The sequence below is a fragment of the Pseudodesulfovibrio halophilus DSM 5663 genome, from assembly GCF_059568665.1.
Map to the genome: position 1 here is coordinate 142639 of NZ_JCANTV010000009.1, position 26489 is coordinate 169127.

The following is a 26489-nucleotide window of genomic DNA, read 5'->3' on the forward strand; positions in this document are numbered from 1 at the left end:
CTAATACCCCTCTTAACCTTGACGCTGTTTGTGCCGGGGGTTGTCACAGATGACCCGCAGCACGCCATTGCGCCTGATGATTTTGCACTTAGGACACATTTTTTTCACAGAAGGTCTGACTTTCATGACCGTCTCCAGTGAATGCTTATTCGGCCATATGCGGCCAACTTGAAAACGAAGCTGTCACTTCTACAGCAGCGGCTGCAAAAGAGCAAGTATTTTAGTTATGGTCCCTTCCTAGTCGGAAAGGCTCAGTATTTGCGGTCCTGAAGACGTTATCGCCACCGTGTGCTCGAAGTGAGCTGACAGTTTTCTGTCCTTGGTAACGGCGGTCCAATCGTCGTCGAGGACCTCCACTTCGTGCGTTCCCGCGGTGACCATCGGTTCGATGGCGATCACCATGCCCGCCTTGAGCGGAACGCCGGTGACACCGTGGGGCACGAAGTTGGGGATCTCGGGCTTTTCGTGAAGCCGCGCGCCGATCCCGTGTCCGACGAAACGCCGGACGATCCCGAAGTCGAAACCTTCCACATACGTCTGTATTGCCGCGGAGACGTCGAGAAGGTTGTTGCCGGGACAGGCCTGTTCTATTCCCTTCATCAGCGATTCTCTGGTGACATCCATAAGCTGACGGGCCTCATCAGTCACCCGGCCCACCGGAAACGTCCGGGCGGAATCGCCGCAGAATCCTTCGTACACGACGCCCATGTCGAAGCTGACTATATCTCCTTCCTTCAGGATGCGATCCTTGGAAGGAAAGCCGTGCACTATCTCCTCGTTGACGGAGCAACACAGGGCGAAGGGAAAGCCCTGATAGCCCAAAAATGCCGGACGGACGCCGTGCTCTTCGCACCGTGCCCGGCAGATTTCCTCGAAGTGAATGGTGGGAACGCCTGGCTCAACATTCCGGCCCAGTTCATCGAGGATCGTCGAAACAATGCGATTGGCCTCACGCATGAGGCCAATCTCTTTATCGTTCTTGAGGAAAATTCCTCTGTATTTCTTCAAGGCTATTGCCTTCCTTTCACTTTGGCGCCCTTGCCCATCAGACCTTCGTACTGGCGGGAAATCAGGTGAGATTCCACCTGGCCCATGAAGTCCATGGCCACGCCGACGACAATGAGCAGAGCCGTACCGCCGAAGTAGAACGGCACGTTGAGTTGGGCGATCATGAGCATCGGCAGCACGCAGATGGCGGCCACGTAGAGCGAGCCCCACAGGGTGATGCGGGCAAGGACCCGGTCAATGTACTCGCGGGTCTTGGCGCCCGGACGGATGCCCGGGATGAAGCCGCCCTGCTTCTGGATATTCTCGGAGATGCCCTTCGGATCGAAGATGATCGCCGTGTAGAAGTAGCAGAAGAAGATGATGATCGCCACATACAGTACGTTGTAGAGCACCGAGGTCGGGGTCAGCATCTGGCTGATCGACTGGAGCCACTCAACGCTGGAGAAGTTCGCGACGGTGGCCGGGAACATCAGGATCGAGGAGGCGAAGATGGGCGGAATGACACCTGCGGTGTTGATGCGCAGCGGCAGATGCGTGGTCTGTCCGCCGAACATTTTGCGACCCATCTGCCGCTTCGCGTAGTGAATGGGAATCCGACGCTGGCCGCGTTCCATGAACACGATGAACGCCAGCGTTGCCACCATGACCGCCATGATGAGCAGCAACAGGAACAGGCTGATTTCACCAACGGTCATGAGGCGGAAGGTGTTGAAGATGGCGGAAGGAAGACCGGCAACGATACCTGCGAAAATGATCAGGGATATTCCGTTGCCGATCCCTTTTTCCGTCATCTGTTCACCCAGCCACATAAGGAAGACGGTTCCCGTCGTCAGGGTCAGGATGGTCATCAGCTTGAAGCTCCAACCGACATGCATCACCACCGGAGAACCGGAGGGAGAGGTCATGCCTTCGAGGCCAACGGCGATGCCGAAACCCTGAACGATCGTGATGAGCACGGTGCCGTAGCGGGTATACTGGGTGATCTTCTTGCGTCCTGCTTCGCCCTCCTCCTTCTGCATGCGCTTCAGCTCGGGGCTGACAACGGTCAGCAGCTGAAGGATAATCGAGGCGGAGATGTAGGGCATGATGCCCAACGCGAATATGGACAGATTCTTCAGGCCGCCGCCGGAGAACATGTCGAACAGGCCGAACAGGGTGTTCTGCGCGTTCGCAAAGAAGTCGGCGAGAGCGCTGCTGTCGACGCCCGGCACGGGAATATGAATTCCCATGCGATAGACGGCGAGCAGCACAAACGTCCACAAGAGCTTCTTCTTCAGCTCGGGCAGGCGGGCCAGGTTTTCCACTCCAGACAGTGCCACGGGTACCCCTTCCGTTTTATCTATTCAGGCGAGTTTTCGCCTTCGATGGCCTTGGCGTTGCCGCCGGCCTTGACGATCTTGTCGGCTGCGGAGGCGCTGAAACGGTGCGCTTCCACGGTAACCTTGCGATCGACCTCACCCATGCCGAGAACCTTGACCGGGGCGCCGCGCTTGGCGAGACCGCGGTCGTAGATGTCGACCAGAGTGATTTCTTCCTTGCCTTCGAACATGGCCAGCAGCTGGCCCACGTTCACGACTTCGTATTCCGCACGGAAGATGTTCTTGAAGCCGCGCTTGGGCAGGCGGCGGGCAAGAGGCATCTGACCGCCCTCGAAGCCGGGGCGAACACCGCCGCCTGCGCGACTGTTCTGACCCTTGTGGCCCTTGGCACTGGTCTTGCCCCAGCCGGAACCCGAACCGCGGCCTATGCGACGGCGGTTCTTGTATTCTTCCGGGAACGGGTAGAGTTCATGAAGTCTCATTGTTCCGTAACCTCCACCAGGTGCTTCACTTTTTCGATCATGCCCCGGATTTCGGGACGGTCCTCAAAGGTCTTCTCCTGGCGGATCTTGCGCAGGCCCAGAGCGTCCAGAGTGGCCACCTGTTTGGGCTTGTTTCCGCATTTGCTTCTGATGAGCTTAACCTTAAGCATGTCCGTCTCCTTACTTCCTGGGCGTGGAAACCGGGCAACCGCGCAGCTTGGAAACGTCCTCGGCGCTGCGCAGGGAGGCCAGGCCTTCCACGGTGGCACGAAGCACGTTGTGCGGGTTGTTGGTTCCGATTGCCTTGGTCAGGATATCATGGACGCCCACGGCCTCCATGACAGCACGCACCGGGCCGCCGGCGATGATACCGGTACCGCGGCTTGCGGGCTTCATCAGCACCCGGCCGGCGCCGTAGTGACCCAGAACCTGGTAAGGCAGGGTTCCCTCGAGCAGCGGCACGGAGATCATAGTTTTCTTGGCTCTGTCGGAAGCCTTACGGATGGCCTCGGGGACCTCGTTGGCCTTTCCGAGTCCGTATCCGACACTACCTTCGCCATCGCCGACAACCACAAGGCAGCTGAAGCTGAAGCGGCGGCCGCCCTTGACGACCTTGGCAACGCGATTGAGGTAGACGATCTTCTCGATGAGACCGGATTCGTTCTGTTCCATCATGGCGTCAACCCCTAGAACTTCAGGCCACCTTCACGAGCGCCGTCGGCCAGAGCCTTGACTTTGCCGTGATAGATGAAGCCGTTGCGGTCGAAAACGACCGATTCAATCTTCTGCTCAATGGCCTTGACCGCGATGTCCTTGCCGACTTTTGCGGCGCTGTCGCGGTTGGCCTTCATCTCGGTGTCGTCCTTGCCCAGCACCTGCGTGGAAGCGCTGCACAGGGTCTTGCCGGCATTGTCGTCCACGAGCTGGGCGTAAATGTGCCGGTTGGAGCGGAAGACGACCAGCCTCGGCCTTTCGGCGGTACCGAAGATCTTCTTGCGAATGCGGATCTTCCTGCGGTGTCTTGCGTTCATGTTTTTCATTTTTTACCCATCCTACTTGGAGCCGGACTTGCCAGCCTTGCGCTTGATGATTTCGTCAGCGTACTTGATGCCCTTGCCCTTGTAGGGTTCCGGCGGACGCACGCGACGGATCTGAGCCGCAGTCTCGCCAACGAGCTGCTTGTCAGAGCCGGAGATGGTCAGCTTGCTGCCTTCGGCAGCGGCCTCGATTCCGGCGGGGAGATCAAACTCGACCGGATGGGAGTAGCCGACGTTCAGGACGACTTTCTTGCCCTGCACAGACACCTTGTAACCAACACCGATGACTTCCAGACCCTTCTGGAAGCCCTTGGTGACACCTTCCACGCAGTTGGCGAGGAGGGTGCGGCGAAGTCCGTGCTGGCTACGGGCGATACGGGACTCATCAGCGCGACCGACATTGATCACGCCGCCTTCAACGGTATAGACGACCTTCGGGTGCACCGGAGTGGTCAGGGTCCCCTTGGGGCCCTTGACCGTGATCTCCTCCGCGCCAACCTGAACGTCGACGCCCGAAGGAATCTCTATTGGTTTTTTACCGATTCTGGACATGTGTACCTCGTTACCAGATTTCGCAGAGCAGTTCGCCGCCCACGTTGGCTTCGTGAGCTTTTGCACCCTCGAGCACGCCCTTGGACGTGGAGACGATGCAGATACCAATGCCGTTCTGCACGCGAGGGATGTCCTCGACGCCCACGTAGCGACGGCGCCCCGGGGTGCTCACCTTCTTCATTCCGGTGACAAGGGGTTTGCCGTTTGCGTACTTCAGGGTGATGACGATATCCCCGCCCTCGACAGTGTAATCGGCGATGTAGCCTTCCTCTTTCAGGATGCCGGCGATGCCTTCCTTGATCTTGGAAGCAGGCACCGCAACGCTGGTGTGGTATGCACCGTAAGCGTTCCTGACACGGGTCAGCATATCGGCTATGGGATCAACAACAGCCATTATATTCTCCTTGGAAATTACCAGCTCGACTTGCGCACGCCGGGCAGTTCGCCGGCCAGGGCCTTGTTCCTGAAGCAGATACGGCAGATGCCGTAGCGGCGCAGGAAGGCCCGGGGACGTCCGCAAATGGGGCAGCGGTTGTAAGCGCGCACCTTGAATTTGGGCTTGCGCTGTGCCTTCACTTTCAGAGCAGTTCTGGCCATGGTATTTCTCCTACTTTTTGAAGGGCATTCCGAGAAGGTCAAGAAGCTTCTTGCCTTCCTTGTCAGTCTTGGCCGACGTCACCACGGTGATGTTCATGCCCTTGACTCGTTCCACACCGTCGATCTCCAGTTCAGGGAAGATCGTGTGTTCCTTCACGCCCAGGGTGAAATTGCCACGACCGTCAAACCCTCTGTCCGGCACGCCGCGGAAGTCGCGGACGCGCGGAAGGGCGAAATTGACAAGCTTGTCGTAGAAGTCCCACATCCTGTCCTCGCGGACGGTGACGCGGACGCCGACAGGCATGCCTTCACGAAGCTTGAACGCTGCGATGGACTTCTTGGCCCGGGTCACCACGGCGCGCTGGCCAGCGATGCGGGAGAGTTCCTCCACTGCGTCTTCAATCAGCTTGTTGTTCTGGCTGCCCTCGCCCAGACCGATGTTCAGAGAAATCTTCTGCAGTCTGGGGATTTCCATGGGGCTCTTGTACCCGAACTCCTTCTGCAGTTCAGGCACGACCTTTTCTTTATATACGCTTTCCAGACGAGTCATAACGCCACCTTACTTGAAGGTCTCACTGCATTTCTTGCAGTAACGGACCTTCTTGCCGTCTTCGGTCTTCTTGTACCCGATGCGAGTCGGCTTGGTGCAGGCGTCGCAAACGACGGCCACATTCGACACGTTGATCGGAGCTTCCTTTTCAACAATACCGCCGGGCTGGTTGACGTACGGGTTGGGCTTGGTGTGGCGCTTGACCATATTCACCTTCTCAACCAGGACCTTGTCCTTCTTGCGGAGGATCTTCAGGACCTTGCCGATTTTTCCCTTGTCCTTCCCGGCGATCACCATGACCTTGTCATCTTTGCGGATTTTCATGGTTACCTCTTAGAGAACCTCGGGAGCGAGGGAAACGATCTTCATGAAGCCGGCGGCACGCAGTTCGCGTGCGACGGGTCCGAAAATACGGGTTCCGACGGGCTCCATGTTGTTGTTCAGCAATACGGCGGAGTTGTTGTCGAACTTGATGAAGGAACCGTCCGGGCGGGCGATTTCCTTCTTGGTCCGGACAACGACAGCCTTCATGACCGCGCCCTTCTTCACCTTGGAATGGGGCATGGCCTCCTTCACGGAAACGACGATGATGTCTCCGACACTGGCGTAACGACGACGGGAACCGCCAAGCACCTTAAGACAGGATACTTTCTTGGCCCCCGAGTTGTCAGCCACGTCGAGCTTGGATTCAACCTGAATCATCTCTCTACCCTACTTGGCTTTTTCGACAATTTGCACGAGGTGCCACCGCTTGCGGCGGCTGAGGGGCCTCGATTCCACGATCTGGACCTTATCACCGGTGTTGCAGTCGTTGGCCGGATCATGCGCCATGACTTTCTTGCGCCGACGAATATACTTCTTCAGAAGCGGATGCTTGACCAGAGTCTCAACACGGACGACAACGGTCTTATCGGCCTTGTCGCTGATGACGAGACCGGTCAGCATGCGCCGGTTGCCTTGATTATTCAGCTCAGCCATTGGCTACGCTCCCTGCCTTTCCCGCTGAATCGTCAGGATGCGGGCTATGGTACGTTTCACGTCATTGAGCTGGCGGATGTTCTCAAGCTGCGCGGTGGCGTGCTTGAAGCGCAGGTCGAAGAGTTCCTTGCGGAATTCGACCAGCTTTTCGACCAGCTGGGTGTCGTCAAGTTCACGAAGTTCTTTAACGGTCATTACTCCGTTCCCTCCTTAACGACGATGGCGCACTTGACAGGGAGCTTGTAGGAAGCGCGCTTGAGCGCTTCGCGTGCCAGCTCGATGTTCACGCCTTTTACCTCATACATGATACGGCCCGGTCTCACGGGGGCGCACCAGCCTTCCGGGGCGCCTTTACCCTTACCCATGCGGACTTCCGCGGGCTTGGACGTGATGGGGAAGTCAGGGAAAACGCGGATCCAAACCTTACCGCCACGCTTGATGTGGCGCATGATCGCGACACGTGCGGACTCGATCTGCTGGCTGGTCAGTTTTCCATGCTCCAGTGCCTTCAGCCCGATATCGCCGAAGGACACGCTGTTACCCCTTTGGGCCTTGCCTCTGACGCGGCCTTTTTGCCGCTTGCGGTGTTTAACCTTCTTCGGAGCAAGCATTACTGTTCGACCTCTTTGTCAAGGATTTCACCCTTGAAGACCCACACACGGACCCCGATCACACCGTACGTCGTGGACGCGGTGGCGTAGCCGTAGTCAATGTCGGCGCGAAGAGTGTGCAGGGGCACGCGGCCATCGCGGTACCATTCGGAACGCGCGATTTCTGCACCGGCCAGACGACCGGAACAAGCGACCTTGATGCCCTCGGCACCGAATTTCCTGGCAAGGCCCACCGTACGCTTCATGGCACGGCGGAAGGCAATCCGGCGCTCCAGCTGCTGCGCGATGTTCTCGGCAACGAGCTGTGCTTCAATTTCGGGCCTGCGGATCTCGCTAACCTCTATCGTGAACTCGGTCTGGAACTTCCTGCGAAGGTCCTCCCGGAGTTTCTCAATTTCAACGCCCTTGCGCCCGATGACAATACCGGGGCGGGCGGTGGAGATGATCAGGCGGATCTTGCCGCCGGCGCGTTCGATCTCGATGCGCGCGACGCCGGCCTGATACAGTTTTTTCTTCACGTACTTGCGGACCTTGTCGTCCTGCAGGACGTACGCGGGATAATCCTTCTTGCTGAACCAGCGGGACTGCCAGTTCTTGTTGTATCCCAGCCTGAAACCGTAAGGATGTACTTTCTGACCCATAGCTAAGCTTCCTTGACCACAACGGTGATGTGGCTCGTACGTTTGCGGATGCGGTAGGCACGACCCATTGCACGGGGCTTGATGCGCTTCCAAGTGGGACCTTCATTGACGATGATCTTGTCGATGACAAGGGCGTCGACGTCCACACCGGGCTTTTGTTCCGCATTAGCAATGGCAGAGTACAGGACTTTGCTCAGGATGCGGGCCGGCTTCTTCGGGGTGAAGCGCAGGACGTTCAGAGCGTCCTCCACCGGCTTACCTTTTACGGTCTCGGCCACAAGACGAGTCTTGCGCGGAGACACACGGATGAATTTGGCAACAGCTTTGGCTTCCATATTCTACCCCCTACTTACCCTTCTTCTTGTCGGCCACGTGGCCGTAGTAGGTACGGGTCGGGGAGAACTCGCCAAACTTGTGACCGACCATATTTTCAGTAACGAACACCGGGATGAACTTACGACCGTTGTGAACGGCGAAAGTCATTCCGACCATCTCGGGGATGATCGTGGACCGACGGGACCAGGTCTTGATGACGCGGCGGTCGCCGGACTCGGAGGCCTTGTCGACCTTCTTGAGCAGGTGTCCGTCTACAAAGGGACCTTTCTTAAGAGACCTAGGCATGATCTAAACTCCTACTTCTGGCCGCGGCGCTTAACGATAAGCTTGGAAGAGGCCTTCTTCTTGTTGCGAGTACGGTAACCCTTGGCAGGCATGCCCCACGGCGAGACGGGGTGACGTCCACCGGAGCTTCTGCCTTCACCACCGCCGAGGGGGTGGTCGATCGGGTTCATTGCCACGCCGCGAACCTGGGGACGGCGGCCCTGCCAGCGATTGCGGCCGGCCTTGCCCAGTCTGATGCTCTCATGGTGCACGTTGCCGACCTGACCAACGGTGGCCATACAGGTGACGAGCACCTTGCGGACTTCACCGGAGGGCATGCGAAGCAGGCCGTACTTGCCTTCCTTCGCCACGAGCTGCGCGTACGTTCCGGCAGCGCGGCAGAACTGACCGCCGCGACCGGGCTGCAGCTCGATGTTGTGCAGCACGGTACCAGTCGGGATGTCGCTGATGCGCAGGGCGTTGCCCGGCTTGATATCAGCGCCCTTCCCGGACAGGACGGAATCACCCTGCTTCAGACCGACGGGTGCGATGATGTACCGCTTTTCGCCGTCTGCATAGGTCAGCAGCGCGATGCGTGCGCTGCGGTTCGGATCGTATTCGATCTCGGTGACCTTTGCGGGGATGCCTACCTTGGCCCGCTTGAAGTCGATAACGCGATAAAGACGCTTGTGTCCTCCGCCGCGGCGGCGGGAGGTCACGCGTCCGTAGTTGTTCCTGCCGGATTTCTTGGTCAGGCCTACGGTAAGGGACTTCTCGGGAGTGGTTCTCGTAATCTCCGAGAATTCGGAGACGGTCTGGAACCGCCGGCCCGGAGAAGTAGGCTTCATCTTACGGGTTGCCATTTGTTACACTCCCTCGAAGAATTCGATTTTTTCGCCCTCGGCCAGCTTCACGTAAGCTTTCTTGGAACCGGAGATGCGACCCATCACCCGGCCGAAGCGCTTGCGCTCGGAAGGCCTTTTCTTGACGATGTTCACGGATTCGACCTTGACGCTGAATGCCTCTTCGACGGCTTTCTTCACCTCGATCTTGTTCGAATCGGGGTGGACGTAGAAGGAGACGCAGTTCCCGGCTTCCTTGGCTTCGGTAGCCTTCTCGGAAATGACGGGCTTGATGAGAACTTGTGTGTAATCCATTACTTCAACCTCTCCTGCACGTCTTTGGCCGCGCCCTCGAACATAACCAGTTCGGGGTAACGCAGCACGTCGTAGACATTGAGCTTCTCGGCTTCGAGAATCTTGATGCCGGGAACATTCCGGGCAGAAAGGACGAGATTCTTATCAGCTTCCGAGACGACTATCAAGGCCTTTTCCAGGCCGAGGCTTTTGACGACCTCGACGAAACCCTTGGTCTTGATCTCGGGAAGATCAATGGTGTTGAGAACCGTGAGCTTCTCTTCGCCCAGACGGGAGGAGAGGGCCATACGCATGGCAAGCCTGCGGATCTTCTTGTTTACTTTGAAGCTGTAGTCGCGGGGCTGCGGACCGAAGGTGGTCGCACCGCCACGCCACAGCGGGGAGCGCATGGTACCGGCGCGTGCGCGTCCGGTGCCTTTCTGGCGCCAGGGCTTGCGGCCGCCGCCGCGGATCGTAGAACGGGTCTTGGTCGCGTGGGTTCCACTCCTGCGGGCGGCGAGCTGCGAACGAACAACGAGCTGCAGAATCTCGGGGCGGATTTCAACCTCGAAGATTTCCGGAGCCAGCTCGATGGCGCCCACTTCTTTCTTACTCTGATCGAAAACTTTTACGTTTGCCATGATCATTTACCTCTAGCTCGCTAGCCGATTTTGCGGATCACAACCAAGCCGTCTTTCGGACCCGGAATCTGACCCTTCACCACAAGGATGTTTTCTTCGGGACGGATGTCCACGATTTCAACGCTGGGAACGGTGACGTTCTTGTTGCCCATCTGACCGGGCATTTTCTTGCCCTTCCAGATGCGACCGGGGAACGTCGCGTTACCAACGGAACCAGTGGCGCGGTGGACCTTCTCGGCACCGTGCGACGCACGCTGACCGGCGAAGTTCCAGCGCTTCATGGCGCCCTGGAAGCCTTTACCCTTGCTGCGGCCGGACACCTTGACCTTCTCACCGAGGGTGAACAGGTCGACGGACAGCTCCTGGCCGAGTTCATATTCTTCAGGGTTCGCGATGCGGAACTCCTTGAGGTGACGGAACACGCCCTTGCCGGCCTTTTCGTGGTGGCCGCGCTGGGGCTTGTTGGTCAGTCTCTCGGGCAGTTCGTCGTAGCCGAGCTGGACCGCGCTATACCCTTCGTTGTCGTTAGTCTTGATCTGCGTCACCGGGCACGGACCCGCCTGAATGACAGTGACAGGACAAACGGTGCCGTCATCCTTGAAGATACGGGTCATCCCCAGCTTCTTTCCGAGAATTCCAAGCGTTTTCGGCATGATATCCTCTCTAAAGCTTAATTTCCACGTCGACGCCGGCAGGCAGGGAGAGCTTGCCGAGAGAATCGACGGTCTGCTGGGTTGGCTCAAGGATGTCCAGCAGGCGTTTATGAATCCGCATCTCGAATTGTTCGCGGGCCTTTTTGTCAACGTGCACCGACTTCTGCACCGTGGTACGGTGAATCTCGGTCGGAAGCGGAATGGGACCGGCAATAGCCGCGCCGGTATTCCGGGCGGTATCGACGATCTCGGTCACCGCTTTGTCGAGAATGCGGTAATCGTACGCCTTCAGTTTGATCCTGATGCGATCGCTTGTCATGGAAGCCATAACTAGTTTCTCCTAAATGGTGGTCTCCGAATGACTGCTGGAGTCAAAGCGGTCGGGCAACCTATCTGAAGACAGGTGCCTACGTCAAGGAAGCCCGACTTATGCTTGAAGACTCAGCGATCAGTTCTTCTTGATTATTTCCTCTGCCAAGCTGGCGGGCACTTTCTCGTAATGATCGAACTGCATGGTGAAGGTCGCGCGGCCCTGCGTCTTGGAGCGAAGGTCGGTTGCATAACCGAACATTTCGGACAGAGGGACGTTGGCGCGAACAGCCTGCACGCCGGGACGGGCTTCCATTTCGCCCACCCGACCGCGGCGGCCGTTCAGGTCACCCATCACATCGCCGAGGTATTCCTCGGGGGTGACCACTTCAACTGCCATGATCGGCTCGAGCAGTGCCGGAGCAGCCTTGCTGCAAGCCTCTTTGATCGCCATGGAACCGGCGATGTAGAAGGCCTGCTCACTGGAGTCGACATCGTGGTACGAACCGAACACCAGCTTAACTTTCAGGTCGACGACCGGGAAGCCGGCGTAAACACCGGTTTTCAGGGCATCCTGAATACCCTTGTCGACGGCCGGAATATATTCTTTCGGAATCACGCCGCCCTTGATCTCGTCGGAGAACGCGTATCCCTCTTCGGAATTCGGCTCCACTTCGAGAACGACGTGACCGTACTGACCGCGACCACCGGACTGCTTGGCGTGCTTCACGTCAACCTTCACCGGCTTGGTGATGGTTTCGCGGTAGGCAACCTGAGGGGCGCCCACGTTCGCGTTGACGTTGAATTCGCGCAGCAGGCGGTCAACGATGATTTCAAGGTGCAGCTCGCCCATACCGGCGACCAGAGTCTGACCGGTGTCGTCGTCGCTCTTGACGCGGAAACTGGGGTCTTCCTTGGCGAGCTTGGCAAGGGCGTTGGTGAGCTGATCGCGGTCGGCCTTGGTCTTGGGCTCGATGGCGACCTCGATGACCGGCTCGGGAACCTCGAGGGATTCCAGAACGATCGGGTTCTTGAGGTCGGCCAGGGTGTCGCCGGTGGCGACGTGCTTCAGACCGACGGCGGCGACGATGTCACCGGCGTAGGCTTCCTTGATCTCCTCACGCTTGTCCGCGTGCATCTTCAGCAGGCGACCGATGCGCTCCTTCTTGCCGGAAGCGCCGTTCATGACGCTGTCGCCGGAGACGATCTTGCCGGAGTAGATGCGCAGGAAGCTCAGGTGGCCGACGAAGGGGTCGGTCATGAGCTTGAACGCCAGAGCCGCGAGGGGCTTGTCGTCATCGCATTCGCAGGGGACGTCTTCACCGGTGTCCGGGTTCAGGCCGACAATGGCCTTAACGTCCAGCGGGGAAGGCAGGTAATCCACGACTGCGTCGAGGAGCATCTGCACGCCCTTGTTCTTGAAGGCGCTGCCGCAGAGCACGGGGCAGATGGCAAGGGCGTTGGTCGCCTTGCGAACGCCTTCGCGTAGTTCGGCTGCGGTCAGTTCGTCGCCGGAGAGGTACTTGTCGAGCAGTTCCTCGTCTTCTTCGGCGATGGCTTCGATCATTTCACCGCGGAGCTCTTCGTACTTCTCCTGGTATTCGGCCGGAATCTCCTCGGTGAGGTACTCCTTGCCCATGGCGCGGTTGTCGGCATAGATGAAGGCCTTGCCTTCGATCAGGTCGACGACGCCGACGAACTCGTCCTCTGCGCCCATGGGGATCTGCAGGGGGACGGCCTTGGAGCCGAGGCGGTTCTTGATCATGTCGCAGGCGCGGAAGAAGTTGGCGCCGATGCGGTCCATCTTGTTGACGAATGCGATGCGGGGAACGCCGTAACGGTCCGCCTGACGCCAAACGGTTTCGGACTGCGGCTCAACACCGGCAACGGAGTCGAACACAGCCACGGCGCCGTCGAGAACGCGCAGAGCACGTTCGACTTCCATGGTGAAGTCCACGTGGCCGGGAGTGTCGATGATGTTGACGCGGTGATCACGCCAGAAGCACTGGGTGGCAGCAGAGGTAATGGTAATGCCGCGCTCCTGCTCCTGGGCCATCCAGTCCATGGTGGACTCGCCGTCATGCGTTTCACCGATCTTGTGAGACACACCCGTGTAGAAGAGGATACGCTCAGTGGTGGTAGTCTTGCCCGCATCGATGTGGGCCATGATACCAATATTGCGCTGTCTATGTCTGGGGACCTGTCTAGGCACTGTACTATTCCTCTCTGAAGCTACCAGCGGTAGTGGGCGAAGGCCTTGTTGGCCTCGGCCATCTTGAGCGTGTCTTCACGCTTTTTGACGGCACCACCACGGTTATTGAAAGCGTCGAGCAGTTCACCGGAAAGGCGGGAAATCATGCCCTTCTCTCCACGGCCGCGCGCATAGGCGATGAGCCAGCGGATCGCGAGGGCGACCTGACGGTCGGGGCGCACTTCCATGGGAACCTGATACGTCGCACCGCCAACACGTCTGGACTTGACTTCCAGGGACGGCTTGACGTTGTCCAGGGCCTTCTCGAAAGCCTTGACGGGTTCTTCGTTGGTCTTTTCGCCGAGGACTTCGAGAGCCTGGTAGAAAATTCTTTCCGCGGTGCTCTTCTTACCGTCGAGCATGAGGCGGTTGATGAACCTGGTGATCAGCTTGCTGCCGTACACCGGATCCGGCAGAATCTGCCGCTTGGGGACTGGGCCTTTACGAGGCATAGCCTTCTCCTGAATTTTGGCCGGGGGGACATTATTTCGGATGCCTCATCCTACTTTGTCGTCACACCCTGGGCATTACGAACGAATGAATCTACTTGGGACGCTTGGCGCCGTACTTGGAACGGCCGCGGCGACGATCGGCAACGCCGGAGGTGTCGAGGGAACCGCGAACGATGTGGTAACGCACACCGGGAAGGTCCTTTACACGACCGCCGCGGATCAGAACCACGGAGTGTTCCTGAAGGTTGTGACCTTCGCCGCCGATGTAGGCGGTCACTTCGATACCGTTGGTCAGACGCACACGGGCGACCTTGCGAAGCGCGGAGTTCGGCTTCTTGGGCGTCGTGGTGTAGACCCTGGTGCAGACGCCGCGGCGCTGCGGGCACTCATGCAGTGCGGGGGTCTTTTTGCGCTTGACCATCTTGTTCCGCTTGTTGCGGATCAACTGATTGATGGTGGGCATTCTTCCTCCAATTTTGATTCCAGACTTCCCTGCCAACGAGGGCAAAGAGGACCGTCTGTATTCTCAAAACAAACAGCTTGTCAAGGATTTTCTCCTTGACAGCCGCCTTCCATAAAAAAGGCCGGAGGAGTCGGGCTCCTCCGGCCGGGTGGATTATGATGGGCCCGGGCCCTGCTCGATCTAGACGAGCAGCGGGTTTTCCTCCAGTTCTTCGAGGAACTTGTCGGAACGTTCGGGCTGTTCGGGCACAACGATGTCGGTGTTGGCGTAGCGGCGGTAGCCGGTACCAGCCGGAACCAGACGGCCGACGATCACGTTTTCCTTCAGGCCGCGCAGGTAGTCGGACTTGCCGCGCAGCGCGGCTTCGGTCAGCACCTTGGTGGTCTCCTGGAAGGAGGCCGCGGAGATGAAGGAGTCGGTGGACAGGGAGGCCTGCGTTATTCCGAGCACCAGATTCTGCGCCACAGCGGGAGCACCCTCTTCGGCGAGGATTTTCTGGTTCTCTTCCTGGAAGCGCTGCTTGTCCACCTGCTCGCCCATGAGGAAGCTGGTGTCGCCGGGATCGACGATGCTCACCTTCTTCAGCATCTGGCGAACGATGATCTCGATGTGCTTGTCGTTGATGTTGACGCCCTGGAAGCGGTACACGTCCTGAATTTCCTCCACGAGGTAGCGGGCGAGATGCTTTTCGCCCTTGATCTTCAGGATGTCGTGCAGCTCCGGGCTGCCTTCCGTCATGAGGTCGCCCGACTCGACAAAGTCGCCGTCCGTCACCGTGATGTGCTTGCCCTTCGGAATGAGGTATTCGCGGGGCTCGCCGGTTTCGGGGGTGACGATGAGCTTGCGCTTGCCCTTGGTGTCCGGGCCGAAGGTCACCACGCCGTCAATTTCGGAGACGACGCCCATGTCCTTGGGCTTGCGGACTTCGAAGAGCTCTGCGACGCGCGGCAGACCACCGACGATGTCCTTGGTCTTGGAGGACTCACGCGGCTTACGTGCAATGACGTCGCCCGCGCGGACCTCGTCCCCGTCCTTGGCCATGAGGATCGCGCCAACGGGCATGGAGAAATGCGCCGGGGTCGCGGAGCCGGGACGAGTGAGCACCTTGCCGTCCTTGTCCACGATGGACAGTGCGGGACGATAGCTGGTGGTGCGGTATTCCATGACGGTGTAGGAGGATCTTGAAGTGCGGTCCTCCTGCACGGTCTTTCCTTCGATGATGTCGTGGAAGCGGATGTAACCCGCCACGTCGGTGATGAACGGTTCGATGAACGGTTCCCACTCGGCCATGAGGGTGCCCTTCTTGACTTCCTGCCCTTCCTCGACCATGAGACGCGCGCCGGAAGGCAGCACGTACTTTTCACGCTCGCGGCCCTGCTCGTCCACGATGCCGACCTGGCAGCTCTTGCCGAGCACCATGACCTGGCCCTCGGAGTTGCTGACGGTGCGCATGCGGGAGAAGGTCACCCGGCCCTGATGCTGGGCTTCGATGGTGGACTGCTCGATCTCCTTGGACGCGGTACCGCCGATGTGGAAGGTACGCATGGTCAGCTGGGTGCCGGGCTCGCCGATGGACTGTGCGGCGATGATGCCGACGGTCTCGCCGACGTTGACCAGATGGCCCCGGGCGAGGTCGCGTCCGTAGCAGTAGGCGCAGACGCCACGCTTGCTGCGACAGGTCAGCGCGGAGCGGATCAGAATGGAGTTGATGCCCGCGTTGTCCAATTTGTCGGCGTAGGCTTCGTCGATGAGCGTATTGGCCGGAATGACCAGCTCGCCGGTGCCTTCGTCGTACACGTCGAACATGGTGACGCGGCCGAGCACGCGCTCCGCCAGCCGCTGCTTGATCTCACCGCCCTTGATGTAGTGGGTGAGTTCGAGTCCGTCCACGGTGCCGCAGTCCTTTTCCGCGATGGTCACGTCCTGCACCACGTCCACGAGGCGACGGGTCAGGTAACCGGAGTTCGCGGTCTTGAGCGCGGTATCCGCGAGACCCTTACGAGCGCCGTGAGTCGAGATGAAGTACTGCAGAATGGACAGGCCTTCGCGGAACGAAGCGGTAATCGGAGTCTCGATGATCTCGCCGGAGGGCTTTGCCATGAGACCGCGCATGCCCGCGAGCTGGCGCATCTGGTCCTGGTTGCCTCGAGCGCCCGAGGTCGCCATCATGTAGATGGGGTTGAAGCTCGGGTTCTCTTCGGTCTTGCCGGTCTTCGGGTCCGAGATCACGTCGATGGACATCTCCTGCATCATTTCGTTGGAGACGTCGTTGGTGGTCTTGGTCCAGACGTCGACGACCTTGTTGTATTTCTCGGTACGGGTGATGATGCCGTCCCGGAACTGATTTTCGATGGTCTCAACCTCGGCGGTGGCAGTGCCGATGAGCTCCGGCTTGTTGTCCGGAATCTTCAGGTCCTGCACCGCGATGGTCACGCCCGCGCGGGTGGCGTACTCGTAACCGAGGTCCTTGAGCTTGTCGCAGAGAATGACCGAGGCCTTGGTGCCCGCCAGACGGTAGGCGCCGCCGACCAGACGGCCGATGTTCTTCTTGTTCAGCGTGCAGTTGACCAGATCGAAGGGCAGCTTGCCCGGGATGATCGCGTGCACGAGGATGCGACCGCAGGTGGTCTCCTCCAGCTTCCCGTCAATGCGCACCTTGATGCGCGAGTGCAGGCTGATGACGCCGGCGTCGTTGGCGCGGATGACTTCGTCCGGATCGGAGAAGATCATCCCTTCGCCCGGCTCGAAGGAACGGGGGCTGGTCAGGTAGTACAGACCGAGCACGATGTCCTGCGAGGGGTTGATGACCGGCGAGCCGTTGGAGGGGCTCATGATGTTGTTGGAGCTCATCATCAGCACGCGGCACTCGATCTGCGCCTCCACGGAGAGAGGCACGTGCACGGCCATCTGGTCACCGTCGAAGTCCGCGTTGTATGCGGAACAGACGAGCGGGTGAAGCTGGATGGCCTTGCCTTCGACAAGCAGCGGCTCGAAAGCCTGAATGCCGAGGCGGTGCAGCGTCGGGGCGCGGTTGAGCATGATGGGGTATTCCCGGACCACGTCTTCCAGGATGTCCCAGACCACGAGGTCTTCACGCTCGACCATCTTCTTTGCGCTCTTGATGGTGGTGGCGATTTCGCGTTTTTCAAGCTCGGAATAGATGAACGGCTTGAACAGCTCCAACGCCATCTTCTTGGGCAGACCGCACTGGTGCAGCTTCAGCTTGGGGCCGACCACGATGACCGAACGGCCGGAGTAGTCGACGCGCTTGCCGAGCAGGTTCTGGCGGAAGCGGCCCTGCTTGCCCTTGATCATGTCAGAAAGCGACTTGAGCGGACGGCCGTTGGTGCCGGTGATGGCCCGACCACGGCGGCCGTTGTCGAACAGGGCGTCAACGGACTCCTGAAGCATGCGCTTTTCGTTGCGGATGATGATCTCGGGCGCGCCGAGTTCCAGCAGCCTGCGCAGGCGGTTGTTCCGGTTGATGACCCTGCGGTACAGGTCGTTGAGGTCCGAGGTGGCGAAGCGGCCGCCGTCCAGAGGGACGAGCGGGCGCAGCTCGGGCGGAATGACCGGAATGACTTCCATGATCATCCACTCGGGCTTGTTGCCGGACTCGAGGAAAGCCTCGACGATCTTGAGCCGCTTGGTAAGTTTCTTCTTCTTGGTCTGCGAACGGGTGCTGCGGGATTCCTCGCGGAGCTCCACGCGCAGGGTCTCCAGGTCGAGCTGCTCCAGAAGACCCTTGATGGTCTCGGCGCCCATGCCCACTTCGATGGCGTCTTCGCCGAAGTGGTCGATGACCTGAAGGAACTGATCCTCGGAGATGACCTGCAGCTTCTTGAGCGGGGTCTCGCCGGGATCGAGCACGAGATAGGAATCGAAGTACAGAACCTTCTCCAGATCGGCCATGGTGATATCCAGCAGGGTACCGATCTTGGAAGGCAGGGTCTTCAGAAACCAGATGTGCGCCACGGGAGCGGCAAGCTCGACGTGGCCCATGCGCTCGCGCCTCACCTTGGAGGCAATGACCTCGACACCGCATTTTTCGCACACGATGCCGCGGTGCTTCATGCGTTTGTATTTGCCGCAGTTACACTCGTAGTCCTTCACGGGGCCGAAGATCTTGGCGCAGAAGAGGCCGTCGCGCTCCGGCTTGAAGGTGCGGTAGTTGATGGTCTCCGGCTTCTTGACTTCGCCGAAGGACCACTCCCTGATGCTCTCAGGGGCGGCTATTGATATCTGGATCGCCTTGAGTCCCTTGCCGTCCATGGTGGCGTTAGGGGCTCCGCGCAGGGTGAACAGGTCGTCCAACGTCATCTGATAACCCTCTTGATCTAAAAGTTATCTTGACCCGGCCCCCGCTGAGGGGGCCGGGTATATATATTGTGCTTAGCCGTTGCGGGTTTCCTCGTAAGGAATCCTGCGGTCGGCCTGCTTCACGGGTTTTTCCTCGTGCTTCAGGGTAACGTCGAGGCCGAGGGACATGAGTTCCTTGACCAGAACGTTGAAGGACTCGGGGAGTCCCGCTTCGAGGAAGTTGTCACCCTTGACGATCTTCTCGTACATCTTCACGCGGCCCTGCACATCGTCGGACTTGACGGTGAGGAACTCCTGCAGGAGATAGGCCGCGCCGTAGGCTTCGAGAGCCCATACTTCCATTTCACCGAGCCGCTGTCCGCCGAACTGGGCCTTACCGCCCAGAGGCTGCTGGGTAACCAGCGAGTACGGGCCGGTGGAACGGGCGTGTATCTTTTCGTCAACAAGGTGATGCAGCTTGAGCATGTACATGATGCCCACGGTCACCCTGTTGTGGAACGGCTCGCCGGTACGTCCGTCGTACAGGACCATCTTGCCGTCGCGAGGCACGCGGGCGCGGTCCAGCCAGTCCCAGATTTCCTCTTCCAGCGCGCCGTCGAAGACCGGGGTCTTGGCCACGATGCCGCGGCGGACGCGGCGGACGGCCTTGACGAATTCCTCGTCGTCCATCTCGTCCACGAGGGAGGAGATTTCATCGGACTTGAAGATGTCCTTGACCTCGTTGCGCACTTCGGAGAGCTGGTCGTGCTCGTCCAGATAACGGTTGATCTGACGGCCGAGTTCGTATCCGGCCCAGCCCAGATGGGTTTCCATGATCTGCCCGATGTTCATTCGGGAGGGAACGCCCAGCGGGTTGAGCACGATGTCCATCGGCGTGCCGTCGGCGAAGAAAGGCATGTCCTCTTCCGGCAGAATGCTGGAGACGACACCCTTGTTACCGTGGCGGCCCGCCATCTTGTCACCCACGTTGAGCTTGCGCTTAACGGCGACGTAGACCTTGACCATCTTGATGACGCCCGGAGGCAGATCGTCCCCTTCGGTGACTTTCTCGCGCTTGACGTCATAGATGTTCTTGATGGCGCGCACCTGGTTTTCGTAATCGGCAACCAGCTGCTTGACCTGATCATTGACCTCGGAGTCGAACACGCCGATGAGCTTTTTGACCGGGACGCCGTAAACGGCTTCGCGGGTCACGGGCTCGCCGGGCTTACCGAGCACGGCCTTTCGGGCACCGCTGACTTCTCTGGAGAAGGTGGTGCCTTCGGCGGCCTGCCAGATCTTCTCGCGCGTCTCGTCGGAAAGCGCGGCAATGTGCTTGCTTTCCTTGGCGTCGAACTTGGACAGCTCCCATTCCTCGATGGACTTGGTGCGCTCGTCCTTCTCGCCGGAGCGGCGGTTGAAGACCTTGACGTCGACGACGGTGCCGTCGATTCCCGGCGGGACCTTGAGGGACGTGTTTTTCACGTCCCGGGCCTTGTCGCCGAATATCGCGCGCAGCAGCTTTTCCTCGGGGGTGAGCTGCGTCTCGCCCTTGGGCGTGATCTTGCCGACCATGATATCGTCGGCCTTGACGCGCGCGCCGATGCGGATGATGCCGCAATCGTCGAGGTTCCGCAGCATCTCTTCGGAAACGTTCGAGATGTCGCGGGTGATTTCTTCGGGTCCGAGCTTGGTGTCGCGGGCGACGACTTCAAACTCCTCGATGTGGATCGAGGTGTAGACGTCTTCCTTGACCATGCGCTCGGAGATAAGGATGGAGTCCTCGAAGTTGTAACCGCACCAGGGCATGAACGCCACGAGCAGGTTCTTGCCGATGGCAAGTTCCCCGTCCTCGATGGACGGGCCGTCGGCCAGCACGTCGCCCTTCTTGACCTTCTGCCCCACCTGAACGCGGGAGCGCTGGCCGAAGCAGGAGTTCTGGTTGGACTTGTGCCACTTCTGCAGCTCGTAGTGCTTGGTGCCGCCCGTGGCCGGAGAGAACCCGTTGCCGTAGTTGAGGATCAGGCGCTCGGCGTCCACGTAGTGAACGAGGCCGTCTTCCTCGGCAAGGATGCAGGCTCCGGAGTCGCGGGCGACGATGCCCTCCATGCCGGTGCCGACCAGCGGCTCCTCGGCACGTAGCAGAGGCACCGCCTGACGCTGCATGTTGGAACCCATGAGTGCGCGGTTCGCGTCGTCGTGCTCAAGGAAGGGAATCAGCGCGGCGGAGATCGAAACGATCTGGGACGGGCTGATGTCCATGAGAGTCACGTCTTCACGAAGCGACATCTGGACGTCGCCGGTGATGCGGGTCTGGACGCGGGGGTTCGCGAAGGTACGGTCGTCGGCGATGATGGAGTTGGCCTGCGCCACCACCTCGCCCGCTTCGCGGGATGCGTCCATATATATGACATCGTCCGTGACCTGGTGGTCCTGGACCACGCGGTACGGAGTTTCGATGAATCCATAGTCGTTGACCTTTGCATAGCAGGTCAGGGAGACGATCAGACCGATGTTCGGGCCTTCCGGCGTTTCAATCGGGCAGATGCGTCCGTAGTGCGACGTATGCACGTCGCGAACCTCGAACCCTGCGCGTTCACGGGTCAGGCCGCCGGGGCCCAGTGCGGACAGGCGGCGCTTGTGAGTGACCTCGGAAAGCGGGTTGGTCTGGTCCATGAACTGCGAGAGCTGGGAGGTTCCGAAGAACTCCTTGAGCACCGCGGCCACAGGCTTGGGGTTGATGAGGTCGTGGGGCATGAGCGTGGCGACTTCCTGCAGGCTCATGCGCTCCTTGATGGCGCGCTCCATGCGGACAAGGCCGATGCGATACTGATTTTCCACCAGTTCGCCGACGGGACGCACGCGGCGGTTGCCGAGGTGGTCGATGTCGTCGGCCGGGCCGTGCTCGTCCTTGAGACGGATGAGCTCTCTGATGGCCTGGAGGATGTCGTTGTTGCTCAGGGTCCGCAGATCCTTGTCCTCATCCACGCCGAGGCGCGAATTGAGCTTGTAGCGTCCGACGGTGGAGAGGTCGTAGTAGTCGGAGCTGCGGAAGAGGTTCTCGAAGAAGCTGGAAGCGACTTCGGGCGTCGGCGGCGAGCTGGGCCGCAGACGGCGGTATATCTCGATCTGGGCACTCTCGGTGTCCGTAGTCTTGTCCAGCATGAGGCTGTCGCGCAGGGACGAGGAGACACCGGAACCCTTGGTGTGCAGAACGGGCAGATCCGTAACGCCTGCTTCGATCAGCTTGGTCAGGGATTCGGCGCTGATTTCCTCGGCGGCCTGCACCAGCACTTCACCGTTGCTGTCAACGATGTCGCGAGCGGCGAACATGCCGATGGGCGCGTCGGGATCGACTTCGATCCACTCGACGCCGGCACGGATGAGCTTGCGCCAGGCACCCTTCGTGATGAGGGCGCCCTTCTTGGTGACCACCTTGTCGCCTGCTTCGAGGTCGGTGTATGCCGGTTCCTTGCGGAACTGGTTTTCGACGACCTTGCGTTCGACCTTGCCGTTGGCGATGCTGTATTCTTCGACATCGTAGAAGAAGTTGAGAATGTCGGCGCTGGTCATGCCCATGGCCTTGAGCAGCACCGTGCAGGGCATCTTGCGACGACGGTCGATGCGCACGTGCAGGATGTCCTTGTGGTCGAAGTCGAAGTCGAGCCACGATCCCCTCATGGGGATGACGCGGGCGGAATACAGAATCTTGCGGCTGGAGTGCGACTTGCCGGAATCATGCTCGAAGATGATGCCGGGGCTGCGCTGCAGCTGGTTGACGATGACGCGCTCGGTACCGTTTATGACAAACGTTCCCTTCTCGGTCATCAGCGGCAGGGTGCCGAAGTAGATGTCCTGTTCCTTGATGTCGCGAATGGTGCGATTCTCGGTTTCCTCGTCCACGTCGAAAACCACAAGACGGACCTTGATCCGCAGCGGGGTTTCGTAGGTGAGGCCCTTCGAGATGCACTCGTCGACGTCGTACTTGGGTTCGCCAATTTCATAACTGACGAACTCGAGACTCGCCGTACGGTTGAAATCCTCGATGGGAAAAACCGAACGAAAAACACCTTCGAGACCGAGGTCGCCCCGGCTGGCCGGAGGAACTTCGTCTTGAAGGAATCGTTTGTAGGAATCCACCTGCAATTCAAGCAGGTGGGGAAAAGGCAAGGTATTTTCGATCTTACCGAAATACTTTCTGAGCTGACCCATTGTACCCTCATGCCGTACGTTTGCTGTTGGGATGGATGCTCGGCTTGGACGCTGGCCCTCAACGGCCGGTTTCAGCCTAGGACGCCGAAACGACTTATGGAAATCGGGTGGCAGTGCAGTCCTCGCGCACACTGTGCACGAAAAACGAAGACCCCGGTCACCCGGTGACCGGTCTCTTCATAACCAAAAGTCAAAGCGAATTCTGACAGTATATACACAGACAGGACAAAGAGCGCAAGACCCTTACAAAGGGCTTGCGCTCTTTGTTCTGTATATTGAAATCGCTGAGCTTACTTGACTTCAACTTCAGCGCCAGCTTCTTCAAGCTGCTTTTTGGCTTCTTCGGCTTCGTCCTTGGAAGCGCCTTCCTTGAGCGGCTTCGGAGCTTCGTCGACGATGGCCTTGGCTTCCTTGAGGCCCAGACCGGTGATGGCGCGAACAGCCTTGATGACGGCGATCTTGTTGCCGCCGGGGCTCTTCAGGACCACGTCGAATTCGGTCTGTTCTTCTTCTTCAGCGCCTTCTGCGGCACCGGCGGCCGGAGCGGCCATGACGGCGGCTGCGGGGGCGGCGGCTTCAACGCCGAACTTCTCTTCCAGCTCGCTGATGAACTCGGAAAGTTCCAGAACGGTCATGTTGCCGATGAACTCGACAACCTGCTCTTTGGTGATGTCAGCCATTGTTTTCCTCCTGGGAAATCGATTCGCTTTTTTTGGTTCCGGTTACGCGGTTTCCTGCTGGTCCTTAATAGCAGTAAGGGCCCAGAGGAGCTTGCGCTGCACATTGGCAAACAGGCACACGAAGTTTCTCGGGACAGCCTGCATGGTGCCGAGCATGGAGCTGAGGAGCTCCGGCCTGCTGGGCATCTTGGCGAGCTCTTTCACCGCCGCTTCGTCAAGATACTTGCCCTCAAGGGATGCGAACTTCAGCTCGAATTTCTTCGAGGTTTTGGCGAAATCCGCAAGCGCCTTGGCTGCTGCTACGGGATCATCGTAGCCCAGCGCAACTGCGCAGTTTTCCTTGAACTGCTCCGAGAGGTGTTCGTGATCGGTACCTTCCAGAGCCAACCGGGCCAGGGTATTCTTGACGACCTGGTAGTCTACGCCGACTTCATTGAGCTTGTCGCGAAGGATGTTGGTCTCTTCGACGCTCATGCCCTTGAAATCGGAGACGACGGCAATACTCGCCTTCGAGGCCCTCTCGTTGAGGCTCTCGATGATCTGAGCTTTCTCTTGCCTATTCATCCCAACTCCTAGTCGTTCGGCCCGGAAAGCGAGTCAGTTTGTCTCGGCAGGAATTTAAGGGTCGCCCCACCTGCTTTCTCTGACACAACTTCCCGTGCTGTATTCATTCCCGACCGAAAATCCGGCCGGGAGGTCCACTATTTACGCGCCGATGAAACGGCGAACCGACAGGGGGTCGACCTTGACGCCGGGACCCATGGTCGTGGCGATGGCCACGGCCTTCATGTAGGTGCCCTTGGCGGAGGACGGCTTCATGCGGTTGACGGTGTCGAGCAGCGTGCGAAGGTTGTCCTGGAGCTTTTCAGCGCCGAAGGAGACCTTGCCGATGGGTGCGTGCAGGACGCCCGCCTTGTCCACCTTGAACTCGACCTTACCGGCCTTGAGTTCGGAGATGGCGTTGCCGATTTCGAAAGTGACGGTTCCGGTCTTGGCGTTGGGCATCATGCCGCGGGGGCCAAGGACCTTACCGATGCGACCGACCAGAGCCATCATGTCCGGAGTGGCGACGGCCTTGTCGAACTCGAGCCATCCGCCCTGAATCTTCTCGACCAGGTCTTCGGCACCGACGATGTCGGCTCCGGCTTCCTTGGCTTCGGCTTCCTTGTCGCCCTTACAGAAGGCGGCGACGCGGACGTCCTTGCCGAGGCCGTGAGGCAGGCTGACTGCGCCACGGACCATCTGATCGGAATACTTCGGATCAACACCAAGGTTGATGGCGACGTCCACCGTCTCGTCGAACTTGGCGAAAGCCTTGTCGAGAGCGAGCTTGAGACCTGCTTCGACGTCGTGCTTCGCGGCGGTGTCGGTGCCTTCCACAGCGTTGCGGTAATTCTTTCCGTGCTTGGGCATTGCTTGTATCCTCACTAACCCTTGACTTCGAGGCCCATGCTGCGGGCGGTGCCTTCGATGGTGATCATGGCGGCCTCGACATCGCGGGCGTTCAGATCGGGCATTTTCAGCTCGGCGATTTCGCGAATCTGAGCCTTGGTGACCTTGCCGACCTTTTTCTTGTTGGGCTCACCGGATCCCTTTTCGATCTTGGCAGCCTTGCGCAGCAGAACCGCCGCCGGGGGAGTCTTGGTGATGAAGGTGAAGGAGCGGTCCGCAAAGACGGTGATGATCACCGGGATGATCATGCCCTTCTGATCCTGCGTCTTGGCATTGAATGCCTTGCAGAATTCCATTATGTTCACGCCGTGCTGGCCCAGAGCCGGACCAACCGGAGGCGACGGGTTCGCCGAGCCGGCGGGAATCTGCAGCTTGATCTTTCCGATTTCTTTCTTGGCCATCGTATCGTTCCTTAATGAATAAATTCGCTATGGTGGTAGCGATTGGAACGGTCGTTATCCCTTGTCGACCTGGACGAAGTCCAGCTCAACGGGAGTCTGACGACCGAATATGGACACGGAGACGCGGAGTTTGCCCTTGTCGTAGTTGACTTCCTCGACCACGCCGTTGAAGCCGCTGAAGGGGCCGTCGATGACGCGCACGTCGTCGCCGCGCTCAAAGTTGTACTTGGGACGAGGCTTCTCCTGACGGGATTCCATCATGGAAAGAATGTTCTTGGCCTCGCTGTCCCGCATCGGAGTGGGTCGGTTCTTGCCGCCCACAAACCCGGTCACCCGGGGAATAGACTGGATCAGATGCCAGGAGTCATCCGTCAGGACCATCTTGATCATGACGTACCCGGGATAAAACTTCCGGGTGGACGTGCGCTTCTCGCCCTTGACCATCTCCACGACCTTTTCGGTGGGCATGACGACCTCCTCGATGAGGCCCTTGTCCTGCCCGGTCCGCATCATTTCGCGGATGGTCTGCTCGACGCGCTGTTCGAATCCGGAATAGGTGTGAACGATATACCACCGCCCGTTACCTGTGGATTCTGTCCTGTCTTCTGTGCTCATGACTTCAGTCTTCCTGTGGGACTTTAGGACAGGATTGCTTCGACCAGCTTGTTGAGGCCGAAGTCAACGATGCCCAGGTACAACGCTATGACCAGGGTAACGACGAGGACGGCGATACAGGTAGTGGTTGTCTCCTTGCGGGAGGGCCAGACCACCTTCTTTATCTCGACCTTGGATTCCTCGAAGAAGTTCCGCAGTTCCCTGCCCTTCTCCACAAGGCCGCCGCCAGCCGGCTTTTCGGCCTGCTGCGCGGCGGAATTTTTGCCCTTTTTCTTGGCCATAACGATATCTATCCCAGTAAAATTGAGTGGCAGGGGTGGAGGGATTCGAACCCCCAACCTCCGGTTTTGGAGACCGGCACTCTAGCCGTTCGAGTTACACCCCTGCTCTATCGAAGACTACTTGGACTCTTTGTGAACCGTGTGTTTCCTGTCCCAAGGGCAGTACTTCTTCAGTTCGATACGTCCAGTAGTGTTCTTCTTGTTCTTCCGAGTAGCGTAGTTCTTACGCTTGCACTCGGTGCACTGCAACTGAATGTTGACGCGCATGC

Annotated in this window: 36 protein-coding genes and 1 tRNA gene; all 37 read right to left on the minus strand. The window is 59.1% G+C overall.

Translation table 11 applies throughout. The features are described from left to right. Positions 1-12 precede the first annotated feature (12 nt). The 37 genes from rpmJ to rpmG all read right to left on the minus strand — a co-directional run bounded on the left by rpmJ (position 13) and on the right by rpmG (position 26487). A complete protein-coding gene (gene rpmJ, locus BR24_RS05435; RefSeq protein WP_083909188.1) occupies positions 13-126 on the minus strand; it encodes a 50S ribosomal protein L36 in 114 nt (37 codons plus the stop codon). Between the two features lie 111 nt (positions 127-237). Continuing rightward, positions 238-1008, minus strand: a complete 771-nt coding sequence (gene map / locus BR24_RS05440) for a type I methionyl aminopeptidase (protein ID WP_496540495.1) — start codon at positions 1006-1008, stop codon at positions 238-240. 2 nt (positions 1009-1010) lie between these two features. Continuing rightward, the gene (gene secY / locus BR24_RS05445) at positions 1011-2327 is read right to left on the minus strand and encodes a preprotein translocase subunit SecY (RefSeq protein WP_496540496.1); all 1317 of its coding nucleotides are present in this window, start codon (positions 2325-2327) and stop codon (positions 1011-1013) included. A gap of 20 nt (positions 2328-2347) precedes the next feature. Then, entirely contained in the window at positions 2348-2809 is a 462-nt protein-coding gene (gene rplO / locus BR24_RS05450; RefSeq protein WP_496540497.1) for a 50S ribosomal protein L15, read from the minus strand. Then, the gene (rpmD, locus tag BR24_RS05455) at positions 2806-2979 is read right to left on the minus strand and encodes a 50S ribosomal protein L30 (RefSeq protein WP_018124733.1); all 174 of its coding nucleotides are present in this window, start codon (positions 2977-2979) and stop codon (positions 2806-2808) included. The genes rplO and rpmD overlap by 4 nt, the downstream gene beginning before the upstream one ends. A 10-nt stretch (positions 2980-2989) precedes the next feature. Further along, positions 2990-3481 (minus strand): 30S ribosomal protein S5, encoded by a 492-nt coding sequence (gene rpsE, locus BR24_RS05460; protein WP_496540759.1) that lies wholly within the window; start codon positions 3479-3481, stop codon positions 2990-2992. 14 nt (positions 3482-3495) lie between these two features. Next, the gene (gene rplR, locus BR24_RS05465; protein WP_496540498.1) at positions 3496-3849 is read right to left on the minus strand and encodes a 50S ribosomal protein L18; all 354 of its coding nucleotides are present in this window, start codon (positions 3847-3849) and stop codon (positions 3496-3498) included. Between the two features lie 12 nt (positions 3850-3861). Further along, on the minus strand, positions 3862-4398 hold the full coding sequence (rplF, locus tag BR24_RS05470; protein ID WP_496540499.1) for a 50S ribosomal protein L6: 537 nt from the start codon (positions 4396-4398) through the stop codon (positions 3862-3864). 10 nt (positions 4399-4408) lie between these two features. After that, entirely contained in the window at positions 4409-4792 is a 384-nt protein-coding gene (gene rpsH, locus BR24_RS05475) for a 30S ribosomal protein S8 (RefSeq protein WP_018124737.1), read from the minus strand. Positions 4793-4809: 17 nt separating this feature from the next. Next, positions 4810-4995, minus strand: coding sequence for a type Z 30S ribosomal protein S14 (locus BR24_RS05480; RefSeq protein ID WP_018124738.1), 186 nt, complete (start codon positions 4993-4995; stop codon positions 4810-4812). 10 nt (positions 4996-5005) lie between these two features. Beyond that, a complete protein-coding gene (gene rplE / locus BR24_RS05485; RefSeq protein ID WP_496540500.1) occupies positions 5006-5545 on the minus strand; it encodes a 50S ribosomal protein L5 in 540 nt (179 codons plus the stop codon). A gap of 9 nt (positions 5546-5554) precedes the next feature. Next, complete coding sequence (gene rplX / locus BR24_RS05490; protein WP_018124740.1) at positions 5555-5869, minus strand: 50S ribosomal protein L24; 315 nt, start codon at positions 5867-5869, stop codon at positions 5555-5557. A 9-nt stretch (positions 5870-5878) separates the two neighbouring features. Then, positions 5879-6247 (minus strand): 50S ribosomal protein L14, encoded by a 369-nt coding sequence (gene rplN / locus BR24_RS05495; protein ID WP_018124741.1) that lies wholly within the window; start codon positions 6245-6247, stop codon positions 5879-5881. 9 nt (positions 6248-6256) lie between these two features. Continuing rightward, positions 6257-6523: a 30S ribosomal protein S17 gene (rpsQ, locus tag BR24_RS05500; protein ID WP_018124742.1), complete on the minus strand. Its 267-nt coding sequence runs from the start codon at positions 6521-6523 to the stop codon at positions 6257-6259. Positions 6524-6526: 3 nt separating this feature from the next. Further along, entirely contained in the window at positions 6527-6718 is a 192-nt protein-coding gene (rpmC, locus tag BR24_RS05505; RefSeq protein WP_496540501.1) for a 50S ribosomal protein L29, read from the minus strand. Next, the gene (gene rplP / locus BR24_RS05510; protein ID WP_018124744.1) at positions 6718-7134 is read right to left on the minus strand and encodes a 50S ribosomal protein L16; all 417 of its coding nucleotides are present in this window, start codon (positions 7132-7134) and stop codon (positions 6718-6720) included. The genes rpmC and rplP overlap by 1 nt, the downstream gene beginning before the upstream one ends. Next, positions 7134-7775 carry a 30S ribosomal protein S3 gene (gene rpsC, locus BR24_RS05515; protein ID WP_496540502.1) on the minus strand — a complete coding sequence of 214 codons (642 nt, stop codon included), beginning with the start codon at positions 7773-7775 and terminating at the stop codon, positions 7134-7136. Before rpsC ends, rplP begins: the two co-directional genes overlap by 1 nt. 2 nt (positions 7776-7777) lie before the next feature. Next, a complete protein-coding gene (rplV, locus tag BR24_RS05520; protein WP_018124746.1) occupies positions 7778-8110 on the minus strand; it encodes a 50S ribosomal protein L22 in 333 nt (110 codons plus the stop codon). A gap of 10 nt (positions 8111-8120) precedes the next feature. Continuing rightward, positions 8121-8396, minus strand: a complete 276-nt coding sequence (rpsS, locus tag BR24_RS05525) for a 30S ribosomal protein S19 (protein ID WP_496540503.1) — start codon at positions 8394-8396, stop codon at positions 8121-8123. Positions 8397-8407: 11 nt separating this feature from the next. Further along, positions 8408-9238: a 50S ribosomal protein L2 gene (rplB, locus tag BR24_RS05530; protein ID WP_496540504.1), complete on the minus strand. Its 831-nt coding sequence runs from the start codon at positions 9236-9238 to the stop codon at positions 8408-8410. Between the two features lie 3 nt (positions 9239-9241). Then, positions 9242-9532, minus strand: a complete 291-nt coding sequence (gene rplW, locus BR24_RS05535) for a 50S ribosomal protein L23 (protein WP_018124749.1) — start codon at positions 9530-9532, stop codon at positions 9242-9244. After that, positions 9532-10152, minus strand: coding sequence for a 50S ribosomal protein L4 (gene rplD / locus BR24_RS05540; protein ID WP_026167532.1), 621 nt, complete (start codon positions 10150-10152; stop codon positions 9532-9534). The genes rplW and rplD overlap by 1 nt, the downstream gene beginning before the upstream one ends. Before the next feature lie 20 nt (positions 10153-10172). Further along, positions 10173-10805, minus strand: a complete 633-nt coding sequence (gene rplC / locus BR24_RS05545) for a 50S ribosomal protein L3 (protein WP_496540505.1) — start codon at positions 10803-10805, stop codon at positions 10173-10175. A 10-nt stretch (positions 10806-10815) separates the two neighbouring features. Next, positions 10816-11133, minus strand: a complete 318-nt coding sequence (gene rpsJ / locus BR24_RS05550) for a 30S ribosomal protein S10 (protein ID WP_496540506.1) — start codon at positions 11131-11133, stop codon at positions 10816-10818. 120 nt (positions 11134-11253) lie between these two features. Further along, on the minus strand, positions 11254-13281 hold the full coding sequence (gene fusA, locus BR24_RS05555; RefSeq protein ID WP_496540507.1) for an elongation factor G: 2028 nt from the start codon (positions 13279-13281) through the stop codon (positions 11254-11256). Between the two features lie 65 nt (positions 13282-13346). Beyond that, positions 13347-13817 carry a 30S ribosomal protein S7 gene (gene rpsG, locus BR24_RS05560; protein WP_496540508.1) on the minus strand — a complete coding sequence of 157 codons (471 nt, stop codon included), beginning with the start codon at positions 13815-13817 and terminating at the stop codon, positions 13347-13349. 91 nt (positions 13818-13908) lie between these two features. Continuing rightward, the gene (rpsL, locus tag BR24_RS05565) at positions 13909-14280 is read right to left on the minus strand and encodes a 30S ribosomal protein S12 (protein ID WP_018124755.1); all 372 of its coding nucleotides are present in this window, start codon (positions 14278-14280) and stop codon (positions 13909-13911) included. A 180-nt stretch (positions 14281-14460) separates the two neighbouring features. Beyond that, a complete protein-coding gene (rpoC, locus tag BR24_RS05570) occupies positions 14461-18600 on the minus strand; it encodes a DNA-directed RNA polymerase subunit beta' (protein ID WP_496540509.1) in 4140 nt (1379 codons plus the stop codon). A 72-nt stretch (positions 18601-18672) separates the two neighbouring features. Beyond that, on the minus strand, positions 18673-22791 hold the full coding sequence (rpoB, locus tag BR24_RS05575) for a DNA-directed RNA polymerase subunit beta (protein WP_496540510.1): 4119 nt from the start codon (positions 22789-22791) through the stop codon (positions 18673-18675). A 290-nt stretch (positions 22792-23081) separates the two neighbouring features. Beyond that, the gene (gene rplL / locus BR24_RS05580; protein WP_496540511.1) at positions 23082-23471 is read right to left on the minus strand and encodes a 50S ribosomal protein L7/L12; all 390 of its coding nucleotides are present in this window, start codon (positions 23469-23471) and stop codon (positions 23082-23084) included. A 42-nt stretch (positions 23472-23513) separates the two neighbouring features. Next, positions 23514-24035 (minus strand): 50S ribosomal protein L10, encoded by a 522-nt coding sequence (gene rplJ, locus BR24_RS05585; protein ID WP_496540512.1) that lies wholly within the window; start codon positions 24033-24035, stop codon positions 23514-23516. 141 nt (positions 24036-24176) lie between these two features. Continuing rightward, positions 24177-24884: a 50S ribosomal protein L1 gene (gene rplA / locus BR24_RS05590; protein ID WP_496540513.1), complete on the minus strand. Its 708-nt coding sequence runs from the start codon at positions 24882-24884 to the stop codon at positions 24177-24179. 14 nt (positions 24885-24898) lie between these two features. Further along, on the minus strand, positions 24899-25324 hold the full coding sequence (gene rplK, locus BR24_RS05595; protein WP_018124761.1) for a 50S ribosomal protein L11: 426 nt from the start codon (positions 25322-25324) through the stop codon (positions 24899-24901). Between the two features lie 54 nt (positions 25325-25378). After that, positions 25379-25939, minus strand: a complete 561-nt coding sequence (gene nusG / locus BR24_RS05600; RefSeq protein ID WP_018124762.1) for a transcription termination/antitermination protein NusG — start codon at positions 25937-25939, stop codon at positions 25379-25381. A 23-nt stretch (positions 25940-25962) separates the two neighbouring features. Continuing rightward, a complete protein-coding gene (secE, locus tag BR24_RS05605; protein WP_496540514.1) occupies positions 25963-26220 on the minus strand; it encodes a preprotein translocase subunit SecE in 258 nt (85 codons plus the stop codon). 27 nt (positions 26221-26247) lie between these two features. Then, positions 26248-26324, minus strand: a tRNA-Trp gene (locus BR24_RS05610). Between the two features lie 13 nt (positions 26325-26337). Beyond that, the gene (gene rpmG, locus BR24_RS05615; protein ID WP_054649501.1) at positions 26338-26487 is read right to left on the minus strand and encodes a 50S ribosomal protein L33; all 150 of its coding nucleotides are present in this window, start codon (positions 26485-26487) and stop codon (positions 26338-26340) included. Positions 26488-26489 lie beyond the last annotated feature (2 nt).

What these genes read in the sequence shown, in the direction of transcription:
- secE (WP_496540514.1), bottom strand. Translation starts at nt 26,220, where the DNA reads ATGGCCAAGAAAAAGGGCAAAAATTCCGCCGCGCAGCAGGCCGAAAAG.
- rpsJ (WP_496540506.1), bottom strand. Translation starts at nt 11,133, where the DNA reads ATGGCTTCCATGACAAGCGATCGCATCAGGATCAAACTGAAGGCGTAC.
- BR24_RS05480 (WP_018124738.1), bottom strand. Translation starts at nt 4,995, where the DNA reads ATGGCCAGAACTGCTCTGAAAGTGAAGGCACAGCGCAAGCCCAAATTC.
- rpsC (WP_496540502.1), bottom strand. Translation starts at nt 7,775, where the DNA reads ATGGGTCAGAAAGTACATCCTTACGGTTTCAGGCTGGGATACAACAAG.
- rpsE (WP_496540759.1), bottom strand. Translation starts at nt 3,481, where the DNA reads ATGGAACAGAACGAATCCGGTCTCATCGAGAAGATCGTCTACCTCAAT.
- rplD (WP_026167532.1), bottom strand. Translation starts at nt 10,152, where the DNA reads ATGGCAAACGTAAAAGTTTTCGATCAGAGTAAGAAAGAAGTGGGCGCC.
- rplR (WP_496540498.1), bottom strand. Translation starts at nt 3,849, where the DNA reads ATGAAAAACATGAACGCAAGACACCGCAGGAAGATCCGCATTCGCAAG.
- rpmC (WP_496540501.1), bottom strand. Translation starts at nt 6,718, where the DNA reads ATGACCGTTAAAGAACTTCGTGAACTTGACGACACCCAGCTGGTCGAA.
- rpmD (WP_018124733.1), bottom strand. Translation starts at nt 2,979, where the DNA reads ATGCTTAAGGTTAAGCTCATCAGAAGCAAATGCGGAAACAAGCCCAAA.
- rpsH (WP_018124737.1), bottom strand. Translation starts at nt 4,792, where the DNA reads ATGGCTGTTGTTGATCCCATAGCCGATATGCTGACCCGTGTCAGGAAC.
- nusG (WP_018124762.1), bottom strand. Translation starts at nt 25,939, where the DNA reads ATGAGCACAGAAGACAGGACAGAATCCACAGGTAACGGGCGGTGGTAT.
- rpsQ (WP_018124742.1), bottom strand. Translation starts at nt 6,523, where the DNA reads ATGGCTGAGCTGAATAATCAAGGCAACCGGCGCATGCTGACCGGTCTC.
- rpoB (WP_496540510.1), bottom strand. Translation starts at nt 22,791, where the DNA reads ATGGGTCAGCTCAGAAAGTATTTCGGTAAGATCGAAAATACCTTGCCT.
- rpsS (WP_496540503.1), bottom strand. Translation starts at nt 8,396, where the DNA reads ATGCCTAGGTCTCTTAAGAAAGGTCCCTTTGTAGACGGACACCTGCTC.
- rplO (WP_496540497.1), bottom strand. Translation starts at nt 2,809, where the DNA reads ATGAGACTTCATGAACTCTACCCGTTCCCGGAAGAATACAAGAACCGC.
- rplK (WP_018124761.1), bottom strand. Translation starts at nt 25,324, where the DNA reads ATGGCCAAGAAAGAAATCGGAAAGATCAAGCTGCAGATTCCCGCCGGC.
- rplW (WP_018124749.1), bottom strand. Translation starts at nt 9,532, where the DNA reads ATGGATTACACACAAGTTCTCATCAAGCCCGTCATTTCCGAGAAGGCT.
- rplX (WP_018124740.1), bottom strand. Translation starts at nt 5,869, where the DNA reads ATGAAAATCCGCAAAGATGACAAGGTCATGGTGATCGCCGGGAAGGAC.
- rpsL (WP_018124755.1), bottom strand. Translation starts at nt 14,280, where the DNA reads ATGCCCACCATCAATCAGTTGATCCGCAACAAGCGGAACAAGATGGTC.
- rpmG (WP_054649501.1), bottom strand. Translation starts at nt 26,487, where the DNA reads ATGCGCGTCAACATTCAGTTGCAGTGCACCGAGTGCAAGCGTAAGAAC.
- rplF (WP_496540499.1), bottom strand. Translation starts at nt 4,398, where the DNA reads ATGTCCAGAATCGGTAAAAAACCAATAGAGATTCCTTCGGGCGTCGAC.
- rplN (WP_018124741.1), bottom strand. Translation starts at nt 6,247, where the DNA reads ATGATTCAGGTTGAATCCAAGCTCGACGTGGCTGACAACTCGGGGGCC.
- rplP (WP_018124744.1), bottom strand. Translation starts at nt 7,134, where the DNA reads ATGCTTGCTCCGAAGAAGGTTAAACACCGCAAGCGGCAAAAAGGCCGC.
- rpoC (WP_496540509.1), bottom strand. Translation starts at nt 18,600, where the DNA reads ATGACGTTGGACGACCTGTTCACCCTGCGCGGAGCCCCTAACGCCACC.
- rplC (WP_496540505.1), bottom strand. Translation starts at nt 10,805, where the DNA reads ATGCCGAAAACGCTTGGAATTCTCGGAAAGAAGCTGGGGATGACCCGT.
- rpsG (WP_496540508.1), bottom strand. Translation starts at nt 13,817, where the DNA reads ATGCCTCGTAAAGGCCCAGTCCCCAAGCGGCAGATTCTGCCGGATCCG.
- rplA (WP_496540513.1), bottom strand. Translation starts at nt 24,884, where the DNA reads ATGCCCAAGCACGGAAAGAATTACCGCAACGCTGTGGAAGGCACCGAC.
- rplJ (WP_496540512.1), bottom strand. Translation starts at nt 24,035, where the DNA reads ATGAATAGGCAAGAGAAAGCTCAGATCATCGAGAGCCTCAACGAGAGG.
- rplV (WP_018124746.1), bottom strand. Translation starts at nt 8,110, where the DNA reads ATGGAAGCCAAAGCTGTTGCCAAATTCATCCGTGTGTCTCCGCGCAAG.
- rplE (WP_496540500.1), bottom strand. Translation starts at nt 5,545, where the DNA reads ATGACTCGTCTGGAAAGCGTATATAAAGAAAAGGTCGTGCCTGAACTG.
- rplB (WP_496540504.1), bottom strand. Translation starts at nt 9,238, where the DNA reads ATGGCAACCCGTAAGATGAAGCCTACTTCTCCGGGCCGGCGGTTCCAG.
- rplL (WP_496540511.1), bottom strand. Translation starts at nt 23,471, where the DNA reads ATGGCTGACATCACCAAAGAGCAGGTTGTCGAGTTCATCGGCAACATG.
- rpmJ (WP_083909188.1), bottom strand. Translation starts at nt 126, where the DNA reads ATGAAAGTCAGACCTTCTGTGAAAAAAATGTGTCCTAAGTGCAAAATC.
- fusA (WP_496540507.1), bottom strand. Translation starts at nt 13,281, where the DNA reads ATGGCCCACATCGATGCGGGCAAGACTACCACCACTGAGCGTATCCTC.